Source organism: Streptomyces sp. NPDC054794 (assembly GCF_053611585.1).
In genome coordinates this window covers 1-17,413 of record NZ_JBSHAQ010000058.1, presented here as the reverse complement: position 1 = coordinate 17,413, position 17,413 = coordinate 1, and the positions used below count along the sequence as shown (strand labels likewise).

The 17,413-nt window shown below is 69.2% G+C and carries 20 protein-coding genes and 3 pseudogenes; 12 read left to right on the top strand and 11 right to left on the bottom strand.

Features of this window, described 5'->3' with window-relative positions:
* Positions 1-397: 397 nt before the first annotated feature.
* The 3 genes from ACWGKT_RS39935 (at position 398) to ACWGKT_RS39925 (ending at position 4,102) form a co-directional block, all read left to right on the top strand.
* Positions 398-1,510, top strand: coding sequence for an alpha/beta fold hydrolase (locus ACWGKT_RS39935; protein ID WP_453277532.1), 1,113 nt, complete (start codon positions 398-400; stop codon positions 1,508-1,510).
* Entirely contained in the window at positions 1,507-2,511 is a 1,005-nt protein-coding gene (locus ACWGKT_RS39930; protein WP_453277531.1) for a zinc-dependent alcohol dehydrogenase family protein, read from the top strand. Before ACWGKT_RS39935 ends, ACWGKT_RS39930 begins: the two co-directional genes overlap by 4 nt.
* A gap of 373 nt (positions 2,512-2,884) precedes the next feature.
* Positions 2,885-4,102 carry a glycosyltransferase gene (locus ACWGKT_RS39925; protein ID WP_453277530.1) on the top strand — a complete coding sequence of 406 codons (1,218 nt, stop codon included), beginning with the start codon at positions 2,885-2,887 and terminating at the stop codon, positions 4,100-4,102.
* A 367-nt stretch (positions 4,103-4,469) separates the two neighbouring features.
* Here the strand turns inward: ACWGKT_RS39925 and ACWGKT_RS39920 are convergent, their stop codons facing one another.
* Positions 4,470-4,811 (bottom strand): hypothetical protein, encoded by a 342-nt coding sequence (locus ACWGKT_RS39920; protein ID WP_453277529.1) that lies wholly within the window; start codon positions 4,809-4,811, stop codon positions 4,470-4,472.
* A gap of 1,367 nt (positions 4,812-6,178) precedes the next feature.
* Here ACWGKT_RS39920 and ACWGKT_RS39915 point away from each other — a divergent pair.
* Positions 6,179-6,508 carry an ANTAR domain-containing protein gene (locus ACWGKT_RS39915; RefSeq protein WP_453277528.1) on the top strand — a complete coding sequence of 110 codons (330 nt, stop codon included), beginning with the start codon at positions 6,179-6,181 and terminating at the stop codon, positions 6,506-6,508.
* A gap of 44 nt (positions 6,509-6,552) precedes the next feature.
* Here ACWGKT_RS39915 and ACWGKT_RS39910 read toward each other — a convergent pair whose 3' ends face one another.
* On the bottom strand, positions 6,553-6,681 hold the full coding sequence (locus ACWGKT_RS39910) for a hypothetical protein (protein ID WP_453277527.1): 129 nt from the start codon (positions 6,679-6,681) through the stop codon (positions 6,553-6,555).
* 32 nt (positions 6,682-6,713) lie between these two features.
* Between ACWGKT_RS39910 and ACWGKT_RS39905 the strand changes: the two genes are divergently transcribed.
* The 3 genes from ACWGKT_RS39905 to ACWGKT_RS39895 all read left to right on the top strand — a co-directional run bounded on the left by ACWGKT_RS39905 (position 6,714) and on the right by ACWGKT_RS39895 (position 8,741).
* Positions 6,714-6,998 carry an STAS domain-containing protein gene (locus tag ACWGKT_RS39905; protein WP_453277526.1) on the top strand — a complete coding sequence of 95 codons (285 nt, stop codon included), beginning with the start codon at positions 6,714-6,716 and terminating at the stop codon, positions 6,996-6,998.
* A 135-nt stretch (positions 6,999-7,133) separates the two neighbouring features.
* Positions 7,134-8,132: a YihY/virulence factor BrkB family protein gene (locus ACWGKT_RS39900; protein ID WP_453277525.1), complete on the top strand. Its 999-nt coding sequence runs from the start codon at positions 7,134-7,136 to the stop codon at positions 8,130-8,132.
* Between the two features lie 54 nt (positions 8,133-8,186).
* The gene (locus tag ACWGKT_RS39895; RefSeq protein WP_453277524.1) at positions 8,187-8,741 is read left to right on the top strand and encodes a phosphatase PAP2 family protein; all 555 of its coding nucleotides are present in this window, start codon (positions 8,187-8,189) and stop codon (positions 8,739-8,741) included.
* On the opposite strand, the gene ACWGKT_RS39890 is transcribed toward ACWGKT_RS39895, so the two are convergent.
* From ACWGKT_RS39890 to gvpJ, 3 genes are all read right to left on the bottom strand, one after another.
* On the bottom strand, positions 8,733-8,954 hold the full coding sequence (locus ACWGKT_RS39890) for a hypothetical protein (RefSeq protein ID WP_453277523.1): 222 nt from the start codon (positions 8,952-8,954) through the stop codon (positions 8,733-8,735). The two genes, ACWGKT_RS39895 and ACWGKT_RS39890, sit on opposite strands and share 9 nt — an antisense overlap.
* 85 nt (positions 8,955-9,039) lie before the next feature.
* Positions 9,040-9,828: a GvpL/GvpF family gas vesicle protein gene (locus ACWGKT_RS39885; RefSeq protein WP_453277522.1), complete on the bottom strand. Its 789-nt coding sequence runs from the start codon at positions 9,826-9,828 to the stop codon at positions 9,040-9,042.
* Between the two features lie 3 nt (positions 9,829-9,831).
* The gene (gene gvpJ / locus ACWGKT_RS39880; RefSeq protein ID WP_453277521.1) at positions 9,832-10,224 is read right to left on the bottom strand and encodes a gas vesicle protein GvpJ; all 393 of its coding nucleotides are present in this window, start codon (positions 10,222-10,224) and stop codon (positions 9,832-9,834) included.
* Positions 10,225-10,560: 336 nt separating this feature from the next.
* On the opposite strand from gvpJ, the gene ACWGKT_RS39875 reads away from it, so the two are divergent.
* From ACWGKT_RS39875 to ACWGKT_RS39860, 4 genes are all read left to right on the top strand, one after another.
* The gene (locus ACWGKT_RS39875) at positions 10,561-10,932 is read left to right on the top strand and encodes a phage holin family protein (protein WP_453277568.1); all 372 of its coding nucleotides are present in this window, start codon (positions 10,561-10,563) and stop codon (positions 10,930-10,932) included.
* Positions 10,929-11,411 (top strand): DUF3618 domain-containing protein, encoded by a 483-nt coding sequence (locus ACWGKT_RS39870; protein ID WP_453277520.1) that lies wholly within the window; start codon positions 10,929-10,931, stop codon positions 11,409-11,411. The genes ACWGKT_RS39875 and ACWGKT_RS39870 overlap by 4 nt, the downstream gene beginning before the upstream one ends.
* A 5-nt stretch (positions 11,412-11,416) precedes the next feature.
* Complete coding sequence (locus ACWGKT_RS39865) at positions 11,417-11,683, top strand: DUF4235 domain-containing protein (protein ID WP_453277519.1); 267 nt, start codon at positions 11,417-11,419, stop codon at positions 11,681-11,683.
* An 88-nt stretch (positions 11,684-11,771) separates the two neighbouring features.
* Positions 11,772-12,044 (top strand): hypothetical protein, encoded by a 273-nt coding sequence (locus tag ACWGKT_RS39860; protein ID WP_453277518.1) that lies wholly within the window; start codon positions 11,772-11,774, stop codon positions 12,042-12,044.
* A 1,127-nt stretch (positions 12,045-13,171) separates the two neighbouring features.
* On the opposite strand, the gene ACWGKT_RS39855 is transcribed toward ACWGKT_RS39860, so the two are convergent.
* The 4 genes and pseudogenes from ACWGKT_RS39855 to ACWGKT_RS39840 all read right to left on the bottom strand — a co-directional run bounded on the left by ACWGKT_RS39855 (position 13,172) and on the right by ACWGKT_RS39840 (position 16,155).
* Entirely contained in the window at positions 13,172-15,247 is a 2,076-nt protein-coding gene (locus ACWGKT_RS39855) for a hypothetical protein (protein WP_453277517.1), read from the bottom strand.
* Between the two features lie 262 nt (positions 15,248-15,509).
* Positions 15,510-15,704 (bottom strand): annotated as a pseudogene (locus ACWGKT_RS39850) (NAD-dependent dehydratase); the annotation flags it as partial.
* Positions 15,698-15,985, bottom strand: a complete 288-nt coding sequence (locus tag ACWGKT_RS39845; protein WP_453277516.1) for a hypothetical protein — start codon at positions 15,983-15,985, stop codon at positions 15,698-15,700. The gene ACWGKT_RS39845 and the pseudogene ACWGKT_RS39850, both read right to left, overlap by 7 nt.
* The gene (locus tag ACWGKT_RS39840; RefSeq protein ID WP_453277515.1) at positions 15,985-16,155 is read right to left on the bottom strand and encodes a hypothetical protein; all 171 of its coding nucleotides are present in this window, start codon (positions 16,153-16,155) and stop codon (positions 15,985-15,987) included. Before ACWGKT_RS39840 ends, ACWGKT_RS39845 begins: the two co-directional genes overlap by 1 nt.
* Positions 16,156-16,208: 53 nt before the next feature.
* Here ACWGKT_RS39840 and ACWGKT_RS39835 point away from each other — a divergent pair, with 53 nt between their 5' ends.
* Entirely contained in the window at positions 16,209-16,526 is a 318-nt protein-coding gene (locus ACWGKT_RS39835) for a hypothetical protein (RefSeq protein ID WP_453277514.1), read from the top strand.
* A gap of 333 nt (positions 16,527-16,859) precedes the next feature.
* On the opposite strand, the pseudogene ACWGKT_RS39830 reads toward ACWGKT_RS39835, so the two are convergent.
* Together ACWGKT_RS39830 and ACWGKT_RS39825 are read right to left on the bottom strand one after the other, a co-directional pair.
* A pseudogene (locus tag ACWGKT_RS39830) lies at positions 16,860-17,156 on the bottom strand (integrase core domain-containing protein); the annotation flags it as partial.
* A gap of 4 nt (positions 17,157-17,160) precedes the next feature.
* A pseudogene (locus tag ACWGKT_RS39825) lies at positions 17,161-17,334 on the bottom strand (IS30 family transposase); the annotation flags it as partial.
* Between the last annotated feature and the right edge of the window lie 79 nt (positions 17,335-17,413).

Sequence of the window (17,413 nt, the reverse complement as noted above, 5' to 3'; positions counted from 1 at the left end):
GGTAATACGACCGACCGTCTAACTATAGCCCATGGGCTTCCCGGCCATAGGAGACCTCGCACCGCGACCCCGCACAGGTGCCAAGCCGAGCACACGGACCGGTTCGAAGGTGCGCGCAATGAGCGTCCGATCGGACGGCTTCGCGGCCGAGGGTGGTTCGCCGGTCAGCCGGTGGCGGCAGCGCTCGTGGCTGCAGCCGGCAGGCCCCCGTCGCAAACAGCCCACCCGCATCGGGCGGCGTCAGGCGCGGGATGCCGACGGCGTCGCGGACGACCGCGGCCCGGTCGGCGCAGAGGTCCCGGGCGGCACATGGAGGAGGGGGTGCGGCGGCAGACCATTGACGAGTTTGAGATGGTCGGTCATATTGAACGGGCTCAGTCTTTTCGAAGGAGGCGTTATGCAGGACGGAAGCGGTGTGCCCCGGCGCACCATGTTGGGCGGGGCCCTGGCCGGTGCGGCGGCGGGCATCGGGCTGACGGGAACGGCGTCGGCGGCGGAACGGGGATCGGGGGCCGGGGGCGGCTCACCCAAGGCTGTCATCCAGCCACGCCACCGCACGATCGACGGACTGTCCATCCGCTACGCGGACAGCGGCCCCGCAGGCAACGGCGACAGGGAGGCACTGTTGCTGTGCCCCTGGCCGGAAAGCCTGTACGCCTTCGACCAGATGTGGCCCCACCTGGCCAGGGACACCCGCCTCATCGCCATCGACCTCCCGGGCTTCGGCCACTCCGAACGCCGGGAAACCCTCCTAACCCCCAAGGCCATGGGCGACTTCATCATCAAGACCGCCGACGCCTTCGACCTGAAGAACCCCCACGCCGTCGGACCCGACATCGGCACCGGAGCCCTGCTGTTCGCCGCCGCCACACACCCCGACCGACTGCGCAGCATCGTCATCGGCAGCGGCGGCGCCGCATACCCCATCCAACTCGGCACCGTCCTCCACGACTGGGTGTTCACCCCCGACACCACCCCCTACCGCGGCATCGGACGCCAAGTCGTGGGCGGCGCACTGGACACCATCGAAAACCACACCCTGCCCGCCGACATACGCGAGGACTACCTGTCCGCCTACGAAGGCGACAAGTTCGTCGAATCCATGGCCTACGTCCGCTCCTACCACACCAACCTCCCCGCCCTCGGCGAACTCCTGCCCCGCATCAAGACACCGGTGCAGATCATCGCCGGCCGACACGACACCGCCGTCCCCCCACCAACGCCGAATACCTCCACAAACACCTCCCACACAGCAAGCTCAACTACCTCGACGCCGGCCACTTCACCTGGGAAGAAGACGCAACCGGCTACGCCGCCCTGGTCACCAACTGGTGGAACCACGGATACACCAAGGCGTGACACCTGGGGGAAGTGCCCCTTCCACACCCGGGAGGGTCACCCCGGCGTTGCTCCCGTCGAGTTGGCAGCGCCGATCCTCGCCATACCTGGAAGCGTCAGTAACAAATGGTCAATTACCTCTCTCCTGTCTTCGAAAGGGGCTCCAAGATGAGCCAGCTCATCCTGTCGGCGGTCGGCGGCGACCTCGACGAGACTGTCTCCCTCAATGCCCGGCCCGATCGCGCCCTCGCCGGCGACGACCTCCTCGTCGCAGTGGAGGCCGCTCCGGTCAACAATGCCGACCTGCTCTTCGCGGCCGGCTGGTTCGGGGTCTACCCGAGCGTCCCGAGCGAGTTGGGTGCCGAGGGAGTGGGGCGCGTGATCCAGGCCGGTCCGGCGGCCGACCCCGCACTCGTCGGCCGACGTGTCCTCATCCTGCCGACCTTCACGCACGGCACCTGGGCAGACCACGCCGTGGTCCCCACCGGCAGCGTCGTCCCGGTGTCCGACCGGGGCGAGGCCCTGCAACTGGCCATGCTCCCCGTCAACCCAGCGACCGCCTACGCGCTGCTGAACGATTACGTCTCCCTCAAGCCGGGCGACTGGATCGGCCTGAACCTTGCCAACTCCGCCGTCGGCCAGTACGTCATCACGCTGGCCAAGCAGGCCGGCGTCAAGACCCTCGCCGTCGTCCGCCGGCAGGAGGCGGCCGAGCAGGTGCGCCGGCTGGGCGCCGACCTCGTGGTCGTGGACGGCGACGACCTCGGCGACCGGGTTGCAAAGGCCCTGGACGGAACGCAGCTGCGCATGCTGCTGGAAGGCACGAGCGACCCCGCCCAGATCGCCGCGCTGGTGAGATCCGTCGAGGCAGGCGGCAGCGTCGTGGTCTTCGCGGCGGCCACGGGGCAGTCCCCCGCCCTTCCGCTCGGCGACTTCATCTACCGCGGTATCTCGCTGCGTTCCTTCTTCATCCTCAACTGGCTGCGCGACACCCCGCGCGAGCGGCTCGAGAGGATCTACACCGAGCTCACCGGACTCGTCGAAGAGGGCGTGATCGGCGCAGCGGTTGAGGCCACGTACCCGCTGGAGGAGTTCCGGGCCGCCCTAGCGCACGCGCAGCAGGCCGGGCGCTCCGGAAAGGTCCTGTTCACCCCGGGCCGTCCAGCCGCCTGAGCCGGCTCGCGCACCTCACTTCTCCTCCAGGGGAGGGCGCCCCCGGCCCATCGCAAGATGACTGACCGTCTCGCACCTGGCCTGAGCGGCAAGGTACTCATCCGCATCGACTGACCACCCCACCGCACCACCGGGTCGGGGGGGCGGGGGGGCTGTGGGGCCCCGCGCCGCGCCCCCCGCCCCCCCCCCCCCGCCCCCGGGTGTGGGCGGCGCGGGGCTTTTGCGGCCGCCGGCGCGGCCCCGCCGCCCACCGACCCGCCGGCCAGGAGATTTTGCCGCGGCAAGCCCATGCCGCTGTCGCTCTTCGCCTGCGCCGCCGCAGGCCGCTTCGTTGTCGGCGCTTCAACGTGGCGTTCCAAAAGGAATCGAGACCATGGCAAAGATCATTGTCACAGCGACCCCGTTCGAGGGTCATGTCACACCCCTCGTGGCGATTGCTGCGGACTTGACCGCCCGCGGGCACGAGGTGCTCTTCTACACGGGCGCCCGGTTCGAAGAGCGCGTACGCAAAACCGGTTCACGCTTCGTGCCGTACCCCGCGGAAGTCGACTACGCCGACCTCGCCGCCGCCTTCCCCGAACGCGAGGGGCTCGCCCCCTTCGACCGCATGGTCTTCGACATCAAGCACGTCCTCTCCGACCCCGTGCCGGTCCACGACAACCGCCTGCAGGAACTGCTCGCAGAGTTCCCGGCCACCGTGGTCATCAGCGAGCCCATGTCGTACGGGACGTTGCCCATGGCGCTGCGTGCCCCCCGGGAGCAGCGCCCGCTCATGGTGAACATCGGCATCGCGCCGCCCACCTTCGACAGTGTGGACACCGCGCCCTTCGGGCCGGGGCTGCTCCCGCCCGCCACCGACGAAGAGCGCGCCAGCTTCGACGAGATGCGCGCCCAGACACGGACGATGTTCGCCGACGCGCAGAAGTGCATGGAGGGCGTGTTCACCTCGGTGGGGGTCACCCTGCCCGACTTTCTCTTCAACGCCTTCGGCACGGTCCCCGATCACGTGCTCCAACTGACCGTCCCCGCCTTCGAGTACCCGCGCAGCGACGCCCCTGAAGGTTTCCGCTTCATCGGCCCCGTCCCGCCCGGTGCCGGAATCGACTTCGAACGCCCCGACTGGTGGGCGGACCTGTCTTCAGGCCGGCCGGTGGTCGTCGTCACCCAGGGAACCGTGGACCATGGCGACCTGTCGCGGCTCGTCGTCCCCACGCTCCGCGCCCTGGCGAACGCGGACGTCACCGTCGTCGCCACCACCGCGCGCCCCGACGGCCCCGACATGGTGCGGGCCGAGATGGGCGGCAAGGTCCCCGCCAACGTCCACCTCGCCGGATTCGTACCCTTCGAGCACCTGCTGCCGCTCGCCGACGTCCTGGTGACCAACGCCGGTTACCGGGTTCCTTGCAGAAAGCCCCGGCGTTTACGACTCCGTTGGGAAATGCGTAAACCGGCGAGTGCGGAAGCGGGAGAACCAGCCGCCGGCCTTCTGCACGGCGGCCTGTTCCTCCGTCTCCTGCCGCCGGCGCTCCTGCTCTTGGTGCTCGCGTTCGTCGGCATCGGCCTGCTGCTCAGAAGCTGCGTGGGGTCCTGACATGACAAGTTGAAACCCGCCCCCTCCTTCCGCGGGGGAGTGCGGCTCGGATGGGCCGTGTCCAGCGCCTGGGTCGGCGGTCGGCGGCGTGGGACGCGGGGCACAGATGCCGCGTCAGCCGATGCAGCCGGTGGGGATGACGGGGCTGAGGAGGCAGTTGGTGGGGGTGTTGCCAGTGATGGTGGGGCTGGTGGTGGGGCTGGTCCACTTTTTCAGCCGTCGCCGACACCACCGGTCCACACGGCCGATCGGGGCCGGAGCCGTCGGACGGTGGGGCGCGCGAAGGAAGTCATGCCAGAATGCCGGGGCCCCTAAATACAGGGCCCCGGCATTCTGGTCATACTAGGTGTACGGGTAGATCGTGGGTTCAGCCACAGACCGAGGCAATGCAGACATTGATGTTCTTGATCGTGACGCTGGGGTTGAAGGACTTGTAGGTGCTCACCGTCACGTTCTTCAGAGCTGTCACGTTGACGGCGGCGTTGTTGAGGTTGTTCTCCAGCACGCTGAGCTCGTTGCCGGTCAGCGTCCGGTTCCCCGTGATCTTCACGATGACCGGGCCGACGTCCGTGGCGTTGCAGGTGACCACGTTGGCGAGGCCGTTGCTGCAGCTGTAGTGGCCTGTGGCGGACGCAGTGGAGGCACCACCCAGCAGAAGGGCCGGGATCAGGCCCATGACCGCGGCGGCGGGGACAAGCAGCTTCTTCACGACGGTGACTTCCTCTCGTATTACCGCTCTCCCCTGGAGCTCCCCATTCCTTGCCTGCACTCTCTCAGGCGGGACGTAAGAGGACCTCAGGGGCTTCCAGTGCCTTGGTCTTGCCAACGACACGCCACTCACACGCCGGCCGGGAAGGCGCCACCCAGATAGGCGACTTCAATTCGCCTTTTCGAAAAAGGGTTGCTGGTGTTTCGTGATCCTGTTCGTAGAACCCGAGGCCGCTCCCGGATGAGCCTGGTTCCCGGGCTCCGCACGGCACCACCGGGCCGGGGCCCGTCCGCCTGTCCGCTGCGCAGCCTTCGACCAACACCCGGGGTGCAGACGAGGCATTTGTGCGCGGTGATGTGCTCCCGCACGCCTTGCGGCACTGCTCCGGGCTCGTGTGACCCGGGGCGAACCGGCCCAGAATCCGTGATGGGCGGCCAGGGAAGGTCCGGCAGGCCCCAGCGGGGCGCGCGGCTTGGGGGCCCGCGCGCAACGTAGGTCAGGCCGCGCCGTCTGGGGATGGCGCGGCCCACCCTCCCGCTTCCCCAGACAGCGGCACGTCGTGGCCGGGCGAGGCAACACCATGTCGGCGCGCAGCGAACCGCGGGCCGGGGGCCAGGAACGTCCCGCCAGTACGCGTCCGTCCCGACTGATGGCCCCCCTGTCCTGCCTGATCATGCACGACAGAGGAGTATCGAGGCGGAGGACACATTGGAGCGTGACGGACACGGATGCCCGGACGGACGCACCCGGAAAGTGGTTCTGCATACTCGCTGGTCGATCACAGGCGTGGTAAGTAGCGAACGCTTGTGGGCGGCCCCGCCGCCTCTGAGAGCGGGGCCGCCCGGCATCGCACGCACAGAAACTGTGGAGACGGAATATGCGTGCTGCACCAAGTCCAACGAGGCCCGGGTGTACGGGCTACGGACAGATCAGGCCGCTTTTCACACGGTAGGATCATCCCACTCGCCGCGCCTTCGATGCGGCCTCAAGCCTCCCGATCCCTACAGGTGACCACGTCCCGGCCTGCGCCGACCGGCGCTCGGTCCCAGCCGCCCGGGTCCAGCTCCGCGGCACCTTCGGGTTGTTTCCCGATCAGCGATCCGACTTGATCTCGCCCCCCCGGTGCCACGCAGCCAATCGGATCGATCGACGCGGCGTGATGACGTCGGCATGACAACAGGCCCACCGGGCTACCCGCCGCTGGCGGGGTTCGGAAGCCAGCCCCGTCGGGGCTCTCCGAGCGCAGCTCGGAGAGCTCAGCACATTCCGGCCAAGATGCGGTGACGTCCCCGTGGCACAGGGATGCGTCGAGGGACGCGGGGCAGGCGAAATGCGTCCGCGCTCCGATGACATCCACGGTGATATGCATGGCCTCCTCCGCGTTGCTTGGCCGAGAACCCGGCGCTGGTCCCCGCGTCCGTGACCTCGTACAGCAGGTCGAGCAGCTGCGCGCGGAGAATGAGCAGCTGCAGCGGGCGGTCGCCTCCCATGCGGTGGTAGACCAGGCCATCGGGGTCCTCGTGATGATGGCAGGGATCAGCCCGGAGGACGGATTCACCGTGCTGCGGGAGGTCTCACAGCACACCAACACCAAGCTGTCCTCGATCGCCGAGCAGATCATCAAGCACGCGCAGGGCGCTGGCTTGCCCGAGACAGTCCTGTCCGAACTCAACGCTGCGCTCGCCCGCAGGGAGTGACCGAACCAGGCCGACTGTGCGCGGCCGCGGAGCGGGAGCGTGAGTCAGACGGGACGCCGGCCGGCCACGGCGCCACTTGGATCGTCGAGGAGCGCAAGGCGGGCGGTGAGGCGTTTGCCGACCGGCTCGCGCTGCGCCTCAAAGCCCTGGGCGACCGCAGGCCTGACGATCACCTCCGCCCCCATCGACGGCCCACGTCATCACCGTGCGCGGAGAGATCGACCACCACACCGGCGGCCCTCTCAGCCAGGCTCTCAGCCTCCCCGAGGGCGCGGCCGCATCGCGGATCGTGGTCGACCTCAGCGGCGTGACGTTCATGGACTCCAGCGGCATCAACATCCTCATCGCCGCGCGCAACGCAGTTTGCGACGCCAACGGCTGGCTGCGCCTGGCCGGCCCGACCGAGCCCGTGATGCGCACCATGCAGCTCGTCGGGCTCGACGAGATCATCGACTGCTACCCCGCCCTGCGCCACGCCCTTGACGCCTGACGCCTCTCTGCGCACGCGGCGCCTGCTCTTGCTGGCGTAGGCGGGGCCCGAGATGGTTACCCGTGGGGCATGGCGAAGCTGCATCTCCCAGGGCGGAAAGCGGATCACGGGAGCGACGAGGCGCAGGAACGCGCGATGCCCACGCCCGAGGAGGTCGGGCCCGGGCCCGACGTGGAGCGCCGGGCGCCGGACGCACCGACGAAGCTGCCCAAACGGGCCTGGGGCGCCGTACTCAAGGGCGCGCTGCGCGAGTTCAAGGACGACGAGTTGACCGACCGCGCGGCGGCTCTCACGTGCTACGGAGTGCTGTCGCTGTTCCCGGCCCTGTTGGTGCTGGTGTCACTGCTGGGCATCACCGGTAAGTCGGCCACCGACTCGGTGCTGGCCAACATCAGGAAGTTCGCCCCCGGCTCAGCCCGGGACATCATCACCCGGGCCGTGGAGCAGCTGCAGAGCAACGCCGGCGTCGGCTCGGTCATGGCGATCGTCGGCATCGCGCTGGCGGTGTGGTCCGCCTCCGGCTATGTGGCTGCGTTCATCCGCGCGGCGAACGCCGTCTACGACATGCCGGAGGGCCGCCCGGTGTGGAAGATCCTTCCGGTGCGGATCGGCGTGACGGTCGTGCTGATGGTGCTGGCCGTGGGCAGTGCGCTGATCGCGGTGTTCACCGGCAGCCTGGTCCGCCAGGCCGGCACCGCTCTGGGTATCGGGGACACGGCGCTCACGGTGTGGTCGATCGCCAAATGGCCCGTTCTCGTGGTCCTGGTCACCGTCATGATCGCGATCCTGTACTGGGCGAGCCCGAACGCGAAGGTGAAGGGCTTCAGGTGGATCACCCCGGGCAGCTTCCTCGCCCTGGTCATCTGGATGATCGCCTCGGCCGCCTTCGCGTTCTACATCGCGAACTTCGCCTCCTACAACAAGACCTACGGCACCATGGCTGGCGTCATCGTCTTCCTCCTCTGGCTGTGGATCACCAACCTGGCCATCCTGCTGGGGCTGGAGTTCGACGCCGAGACCGTACGACAGCGGGCCATCGCGGGCGGCCATCCGGCCGAGGCGGAGCCGTACACCCAGCCCCGCGACACCCGGAAGTGGGACGAGGAGGATCGGCGCCGCCTGGACGAGATGTGACCCGCCACCTGATGATCTTGGGTGTGGGTCGGTGACCTCGGATACTTGCCACCTATGAGGCTTCTGGCGGGGTTGCGTGACGCTGATCGGTCGTTGACCAAACACGCGGCCTCCCGCATCCCGCCCGGCTTCGGAAAGGTGCTCTCAGCGGTGGAGGAGACCGCCGAGAGCACGAAGCTGTGGTGTGGCGCCGCTGCCGCCATGGCGTGGCTGGGCGGGTGGCGCGGCCGTAAGGCGGCGGTGGCCGGACTGGGTGCCCTGGTGATGGCACAGCTGATCTCGAACGGCCTGTGCAAGCAGCTGGCCGACCGGCCCCGGCCACCGAAGGAGTGGTTCCCCCACGACGAGGTCGAGGACCGCGCCGACTCCTCCTCCTTCCCCTCCGGACACACCGCCGCCGCAGAGGCCTTCACCGCCGCTGTCGCACCCACGTGGCCGGCCGCCGGAGCAGCGTGCGCCATACCCGCCGCCATGGTGGCGCTCGAGCGCGTGCAAAGCGGCGCCCACTACCCAAGTGACGCAGCCACCGGCGCCGCCATCGGCCTGGCCAGCGCCTGGCTCACCCGCCACGCCCCACGGCTGATCCGGCACAACCGGCTCCTACGCTGAGGGGAGCGGCCGCATCTCCACGATCGGCAGGCCCAACATCCGAAAGCGTGCCAGCAAACCGAACAGATGCGCCTCGTCGATGACATCGCCGTAGAACACCGTCTGCTTGCCGATCACCACAGCCTCCAGCTCGGGGAACGCTTCCGCGACGGCCTCCAGGACGCGGCCGACGACACGGAACTCGTATCCGCGGGCCGGACTTCCACCGGGCATAGCCTCACGCTGAGTCGGGCCGGGCCCGACAGACATCACCCGCAACGGGTGGGCTCCAGCCGTTCCTGTGAGGCTCCGCGACTCCTTACCCGTCCGGCTGGGCTGCCGCGGCTCCGAACGCTTCCGCGGTACCGCCTTCGGCCTGCTGGGAGGAGGGGGTGTCGACGAAGCTGTAGGGCGGCAGCGGGCCGTTGACACGCAGCTCGAGATGCAGATGCTCCCGGCGGAATTCGTCGACCGCGGCCAGGAATCGTTCCGCTGAACCGCGGTCCACCAGGAAGGAGAAGTTGGCCAGCCAGCCACTGCTCGGCGGACCGGCGCTGACCGCCTCGGCCAACGGCTCCAGCGCCTGGTGGAGCAGCTCCGCGTCAGCTGCCTCGCGTGCCTGGACAGCGGCGGCGATCATCTCCCCGAGCCGGATCTTGTCTTCCTGCGTGCCGCCGCCGGCCTCGCGGTTCGCTTCCGCCAGGGACCGGATGTCGTCATGGTCGGCCATGATCAGGCGGATCACGGCCTCTTCGTCGTGGTTGGCCTTGACGTTGTACTCCGCTGTGCCATCCAGCGCCCGCAGCCGCTCGAGGAAGTGCTCCGCACGCTCGGCGAGCACCTCAGTCACCGTGTCGTCGTCCGGAGAGGCGCTGGCGAACCGCATCGGCAGTACCACGCCGCCCGCTCCGGCCTCGGCAAGGACACGCTGGTGGGCGAGCAGATCGCGGCGCTTGGGCCGCAGCTGATCGGGGGCGTCACTGACGATTGCGGCCAGCTCGCCCTGGCGCAGCACGCGTACCGGCCGCGGAGGGTCTCCGATGCCCTCCAGGTCCTGGCGGAGGGAAGGGTGTGAGGCGCGGATGATCCCGTAGACGTAGGTGCTCATCTGTCATTCCCCTCTCGCGCGCGCGGCCCGGTCGCCCTGCCGCTCCCGGCCCTCGTGACGTGCCTGCTGGAAGGTGCCGGAGATCGTTTCCTCGGCGCCGGGCAGGGCTCCTTTGGTCTTGCCGCGGGCGCCGGACTGGGTGAGCTCCGTGAGCCCGGCCGGTTTGCTCGGCCCCGCTTCCAGGTCGAGGCGGTTGCACGCTTCGGCGAAGCGAAGGTAGGTGTCGATGCTGGCGACGACGATCCGTATGTCGATCTTGAGTATCTCGATACCGAGAAGGGAGACCCTCACGTACGCGTCGATCACCAGCCCGCGGTCGAGGATGAGTTCCAGTACGTCGTAGAGGCCGCTGGAACCGCCTCCGCCGCCCTGCTGTGTCGCGACGGTCATCGTCACCAACCCCTCGTTCGTCTGCCTCTGCGCGGTCCGTCGACGCCTTCCCTCGCTGCGACGCAGGCTTCCGGGGCCGAGTAGCCGCCACCACCTGCGACCAAACGCACGTACGAGCGGGTCAACCCCCGTAGCAGCGCGTCCGTCCGGGGCTGCGATCAGACCATTCCGCCCGCCCTGAACTCGTCCGCTCGGGGTACCCGCGTGCCCATCGGATGGCCGGGCCCATGAAACAGCCCGGCGTGCAGGAACTCAGAGGGACGGGAGGTGACCGTCGTGTCGAGCACGCAGTGGCACCATGCCAGCTCCGGACACAGCACGGACCGCTCCGGCCAGGAGCCGGTGGGCGAGCTGGTGCAGCGCGCCTCGCAGCAGCTGACCGAGCTGGTGCGCGGCGAGCTGAGGCTGGCCCAGGCGGAGATGAAGGAGAAGGGCAAGCGCTACGGCAAGGGCAGTGGCCTGTTCGGCGGCACCGGAGTCGTGGGCTTCCTGATGCTGCAGGCGCTGGTCGCCACCGCGATCGCAGCGCTGGCGGTGCCGCTGCCGGTGTGGGCGGCGGCGCTGATCGTCACCGCGGTGCTGGGTGTGATCGCCGCGATCATGGCCATGAGGGGAAAGAAGCAGGTCGACCAGGCCGCGCCGCCCGCACCTGAGCAGACGATCGAGAACGTGAAGGCCGACGTGGCCGAGATCAAGGAGAGTGCCCACCGATGACCCAGCCGACTCACGATGAGCCCACCGCCGCCGGCCCCGACGAGCTGCGCGAGCAGGTCGAGCAGACCCGCGAAGAGCTCGGGCAGACGGTCGAGGAGCCGGCGGCCAGGACCGACGTCAAGGCGCGCGCCCAGGACAAGGCCGCCGAGGTCAAGGAGCAGGTCGGCCCGAAGGCCGGCGAGCTGAAGGAGCAGGCCGCGGTCAAGGCCGGCGAACTGAAGGCGAAGGCCGCCGACCTAGCACACCCGGCGCAGGACAGGCTGCCCGGCCCGGTCAAGGACAAAGCCGCCCAGGCCGCCGGGCAGGCCCGAGCGAAGGCCGCCCAGGCCGGGCAGGTGTGGGAGGAGAAGGCGCCTGAGCCGCTGCGGCAGAAGACGGCCCAAGGGGCGCAGCTGGCGCGGGACAACCGCAAGGTGCTGCTGGCGGCCGCGGGCGCGGCCGTCGTGGTGTGGCTGGCCTGCCGCCGCCGGAAGGGGTGAGCCGGATGAAGGCATCAAAGATCGCGCACAAGCCGGTCGGTCTGGCGCTCGGGGCCGTCAGCGGAATGGCCGCAGGAGCGCTGTTCAAGCAGGCGTGGAAGATGTTGGGCCACGAAGAGGACGCCCCGGACGCCACCGACGAAGAACGCTCCTGGCGCGAGGTGCTGCTCGCTGCCACGTTGCAAGGGGCGATCTTCGCCGGTGTCAAAGCTGCCGTCGACCGCGCCGGCGCCACCGTCACCCGCCGCCTGACCGGCACCTGGCCCGGTTGACGTATGAGGATGAGGAAGGGCCGGTACGAACGGACACCGGCCCCCTCATCGCCCCCGACACATACCCGCACGAAGGACGCTCACAGTCATGTCCGATCAGCATGCGGCCACCGCGCTGACCGCCGCCGCAGTCATCGCCACGATCTTGGTCGCCCGTGCAGTCGCCCTTGGCCAGGGCGACCGAAGGCGTGTCGCGCGCGCAGCGAACCACGTGCGCCGTCGCACCGCACCTCGCGCAGACAAGGCCGCGTCATCTGCGGCCGCGGTCTCGGACGCCGCCTCCTGCGCCGTGCGAGAGGCTGAGCAACACGTCAACCACTGCTGGCAGCAACTCCAGACGAGCGACGACCCATCCGAGTGACCCGCCAGTGCGCGCATTCGGCGTTCCCCGGCGCAAGCACGCAGCGGTCGGCGAGCTGCGGCCGCAGCAGGTAGGTCAGGATGTCTGCTGACGTGCGCCGTCGCAAAACTGCATCGCCTGATCCTGGACGAAGTCGGCTCGCGTGGCGAATTGGACTGGTAACGACGTCCGTGCCCTCGGCCACGGTGGACAACGTTGGCACCTGGCGTTTGAGTGTCGCCGTGAAGACCGCCCGCCGACGAGGAAGAAGGCCGTCACGAGGAGTGTGCAGCCGGTGAACAGCAGCCGACGAGGGCCGCGTCCTGATCTGGCGCAGCGCCACGGCGGTCAGTCCGTGCGTAGGGAACACAGCCCTCACCTCCACAGCCCTTGGAGCGCGCCGAGGACGGACCCGGGTGTGGGCGCGTGCGGTTCGCCGCCGATGCAGCCGTGGAGGAAGCAGGACGACGCGGTCAGCGTAGGAGGCGACCCCCGGGTCGGGCGCGTCCATGACATCCCGCGATCAACCGAAGGCAACGCGAACGCATCTGTTCGCACCCTGCATCCAGCAGCCGATACCGTTTGGAACTCCTGAACTCTCCGGGCTACACGGACACTTTCCCGCACGGCGCCTGACGCGCTGCCGTTCACACCCTGCACTGTCCGGTCCCCCGCCTGGTCCTCGAACTTTTCGGCCGCCCCGTACATCCGAACACCCTCCCCCGCCGACCCTGCACCGGGCAGAGATCGGCACGTGCCTCCGGTTCCGCGGAGTCGTGGCGCCAGCAAAACTCGACGGGACAGGAAACGGCCCCGCGCATCCGCCACGGCGGGTGCGGACAGACGGGCCGACGCACGGCCCCTTCCCGAAGGCCAGCTCGTGCTGGTCAAAGGCCTGCCGGTTCCCTCTCCCAGCGAAGGCTTGCCATCCAGGGCGGGCTGCTTGAATCCGTACCGCATCGGCCGAGGACCGGAACCGGGCCAGGAGGTCCAGATCGGATTCGCGCGATGACGTCAGAAAGACTCAGAACATCGTCCAAGGGCCCGGACCATGCAGTGGACCGGGCCCCTCATGGAGCAGCCGGCCCCCGCGGTGGTCGTTGCGGATGCCGGCTGCTCCGGGATTACGGCGTACTCGCCCTGGGAGCTCAGCCCTTGAGGGGCTCGCTGTCTAGCAGTGCCCCGGTGTCTCGCTGGCTCGGGATCGCCGCGAGCGCCCGTACCGCCATACCCGCCCGGTGCTCCTCGGCCTGCGTGCTCAGCGCACGGGCCGCCTCATTGAAGCGGACGACGGACGGCGGGTCGGAGGGGCCCAGCAGGTGCAGCTTGAGCTCGGTGCGGGCCTCGGCGTAGGTGTCCTTCTCGGGGTGGCGCACGGTCTCCAGCAGGGCCGGCATGCCGACGGCGTCCGGGGTGAGGACGGCACCTGCCCGGACCGTGGGGAAGGTGTCGCGGAAGTCCTGCTCGGGAAGTCCGCTGGTGTTGGCGACGGCGTAGGGCTTCTCGCTCTCGAGATAGTCGGAGATGACGCTGGAGACATCGCTGACCAGCAGGTCGGCCACGTTGAAGCAGGCGTAGACGGTCGGCCGCGCCTCGGTGATGATCCGGTGTTCCCACGCGGGGAACGAGGCCCAGTACGCGGCCTCCCAGGCGGCGGTCGCGGCGGCCACGGCCGTGGCCCGGCCGGGCTCCGGGACCGACTGGAGCAGCATCCGCTCCGCGTCGTCCGCGCTCTCCCGGAACTCGGACGTGGTCAGGCGGTCGAGTACGGCCGTCCGGCGGGCCAGTTCCGCCGCCGTGGTGGGCGCGGGTGTCTCAGCGGGGTGTTCCGCGGCACGGACGGCGTTCGCGGCGCGGATCATCTCCTGGATCCGGGTGTTCGCGGCCGCCGCACGGGGTTCGACCGAGCCGGTCAGCGGGTGCGGTTTGTACAGGAGCCGTACCCCCGGATCGGCCAGGAGGGCGCGGACGATGTTCTCGCCGGCCTCGATCACCGAGGTGTTGCCCGGGTTGCCGTCCCAGCCCTCCCACGTGGGGGCGTAGAGAACCGTGGTGTACGCACCCGTGGGCGCACCGGCGTAAGGCTCGATCGCGTCCAGCTGCGGGCGTCCGATCTCCACGACGTCCCTGTCGTCGACACCCACATTCGCCAAGGCGTACCGCTCGCGCGCCGCGGGACCGGCCACCCATACCTCGTCGTAGGCCTTCGCGTACGGATTGCAGCTGGACAGCTTGTCGCTCTCGCCGTGGTTGACGAACGCGTGCTTGATGGTGGGGATCCGCAGCACCTGCGAGGTCTTCCCCGAGTTCGACGGGTGGATCAGCATCTTCAGCGTCGAGTGCTCCAGCCGCATCAGGTCGGCGACCTTCGGCAGACACACGATCGGGATGTCGGTGGAGGCGATCTTCCGCACCATGAAGCGCTCACGCAGCACGATCAGCGGGCGGCCCTCCAGCAGGGCCAGCGGTTCCAGCCACATGTTCGCCTGGTAGGCCGAGCTCGTGCCGCCGGAGAAGTACATGCCCACCGTCGGTCGGTACTCCGCGAGCCAGGCCTCGAGCCACTCCAGCGCCTGCTCGCTCGTCACCGGCCCGCGTCCCGGTCGCAGCCGCAGCCGCAGCATGCCGACGGCCACCGCCGCGCAGGCGGCGGACAGGGCGATTCCCGCGGCGGCCCACCGGGGCGAGCCGCCCGCCGCGTCGGTCAGCAGGCCGGCCGTCGCGGGCAGGCTGAACATGAGGAACCGCTTCCCGGAGCGCTGCATCAGCAGCGCCGGGGGAGCGGGGCTCAGCCGCAGCGGAGAGGCGTCGATGTTCCGGGTCACCACGGGCAGGGTGCGGGTGCGGCGTACGAGGATCGCAAGCGCCTGGCAGGCGAAATGCAGGGCGTAGAAGGCCAGCAGACCGCAGACGAGAGACAGGTACTTCCTCTCGTAGTCCTGATCCTCGATGACGATCAGGCCGGCTATCAGCAGAAGGTCCCGGACGACCTGGCGCACGAACACCGTCGCGTGCAGCTTCCCGAGGGCGGCGGCCATGCTCCGCTGCCACCGGTGCAGCGCGAAGTCCGCCGCCAGCCCGACGGCGGTGGAGCCCGCGAGCAGGGGGACGCTGGGGAGAAAGGCGCCCGCTGCCTGTACGGCGAACGACAGGGCGAGCACCGTGGGCAGGAAGAGGCGTGCCGCTGCGGTGCGCAACCGAGCGGGCAGGGGCGATGCTGACACTTCGCGGGCTCCAGGCGACTCAACATCCTCGAGCACGGACTCGCTGACTGGCGCGAACAGATCGCCGCGGGCCGGAAGCCGATGCGTATGGATGTTCTTTCTTCAAGAAGGTGGTGGGACTTTACCTGTTGGGTGGCTGGAATTTACCTGCAAGGTGGCTGAAGGTCACCTGTGCTGCCGCTTTCTCGGCTTTTGGGAGGATGAGCTGCGTCACACCGGCCCCAGTCGTCCCGTCCGGGCCGACGGCCCGAGGCGCAGGGCCTCAGTTTCCGGCCACCGACTTCACCGCCACCGACACCGGGGTCGACCCGCCGATCAGCTCCAGGACCAGACCGGCCGTCGCCGAGGTGTCGACCAGCTCCGCCAGTACGGCGGCCACGTCGTCGCGCGGGACCGTGCCGGGGCCGGTGTGCGCCTCCAGACGTACGAGGCCCGTGCCCGCGTCGTTCGTCAGAGAGTAGTGCTGAGCCGGCGATGGTTCATCAGGCTTCGGAGGACGTCGGGCTGGATGCCCTCGTCAGCGTGCCGCTGGCAGTAGGTGTGCCGGTAGGCGCAGAGGAAGATCTTGGATTTGTCGAAAGGCAGTATTTTGGTGGCCTGCTGCCCGTTGATCTCGACGCGGTTGGGGACCAGGAACTCGGGCAGTGACCGGATCCATTCGCGGTGGCGGCTGGCCAGCCAGCCGGACGCGAGTGACTTGCGGCCGTGGGGGTTCCCTACCCGTGCCGGCAGGAGCATCAGCTCAGCGGTGGGGTCAGGGGGACGTCGGCGCGGATCAGTTCTTGCTGCCTGGTGATCACTCCTGCGGTGGCCTGGGAGATCGGCAGTCGGCGTCCTTTGCAGCCAGCCTTGTAGTTGTCGTAGATCAGGACATTCTGGCCGTCGGTGTCCTGCTTGCGGTAGTCCACCGCAGTTGGCAGACCTCCATGGGCCGCCTACCGGTGCGGCAAAGCTGGCCGGCGTGGAGCCACGGACGTGGGACCGGTACGCCAACCTGCCCGGGATGCAGCCACGGCCCGATCCCGTCGTCGTCGCCGGCATCGCGCACTGGCGCCGCGGCGACGTCCTGGCCTGGCTGGACGCACGCCTCGACCCCGGCTCTTCCCCCGGCCGTCCCGCCGGCAGCCGTGAGACCCGGCCGCGTGCCGGCATCCCCGTACGGGCAGCCAAGCTCCTGGAGAGCGAGCCGGCCATCACGGCCGCCCGCGCCGCCGCCGAACTCGGCATCACAGCCCACACGGCCCAGGGCGCCCTCGCCCCGCCCGAGCAGCCGCAGTAGGCCGGCTTCTGCAGGAGGAGCCAGAGCTCACAGCCCAGGACGTCCAGGCCCGCCTCGGGTATCCGGTGTGGGCCGCCAAACGCGCCCTGCAAGCGGTCGGGAGCTCATAGCCGGCGCTGTGGGGACACATGGCGGCCGGCCCCACGGCGTGTGGTGCTGCGGGAAGGAGGGTTAGCAGCCCTCCCCACCGGCCGCCGCCTGATCGCCAAGGGCGATCATCACACCCAAAACCAGACGCCGGGAGACAACCGTACCCAGCAGCCTCATGGCCGACGAAGCCACTGCGCTGAAGCAAAGGGGCCTTCCCCGTGAAGGTGGGCACGCTGTTATTGATCACGCGGCGAGCGTGAGTTTGGCGGTGTGGTGTCGGCGTTCGTATGCGTTGGGGCTGAGGTGGCCGTTGGCGGAGTGCCGGCGGCGGGTGTTGTAGCGGGTCAGCCAGGCGAAGACGGTCCTGCGGCAGGTGCCGGCGTCGCCGTAGTCACGGGCGCCCTGGAGCGTCTCGCGTTTCAGGGACGCGTGGAAACTCTCGCAGGCCGCGTTGTCCGCGCTGGTGCCGACCGAGCCCATCGACCGGGTGACCCCGAGTTGGTCGCAGAGGCCGGCGAAGGCCCGGGAGCCGTACTGGGCGAGTTCAACCGGTCGTTGCAACACCGGGTTGTTGTAGTGAGCGTAGCTGTTCCTCGAAGACCTCGGCCGGGGTCTTCCAGTCGAGGATCTTGCGGGGTCGGTTGTTGATAGCCAGGGCGACGGCTTCGAGATCCTCGGCGGACCACCGGGACAGGTCGGTGCCCTTCGGGTGCCTCTGTGTTTGTCAAGGTGTCTGGTGCGGTGGCGTAGGCTCGGTTTTGGCGGGTCCGGGAAGTGACTTGTCCGAAGAGCCGGCC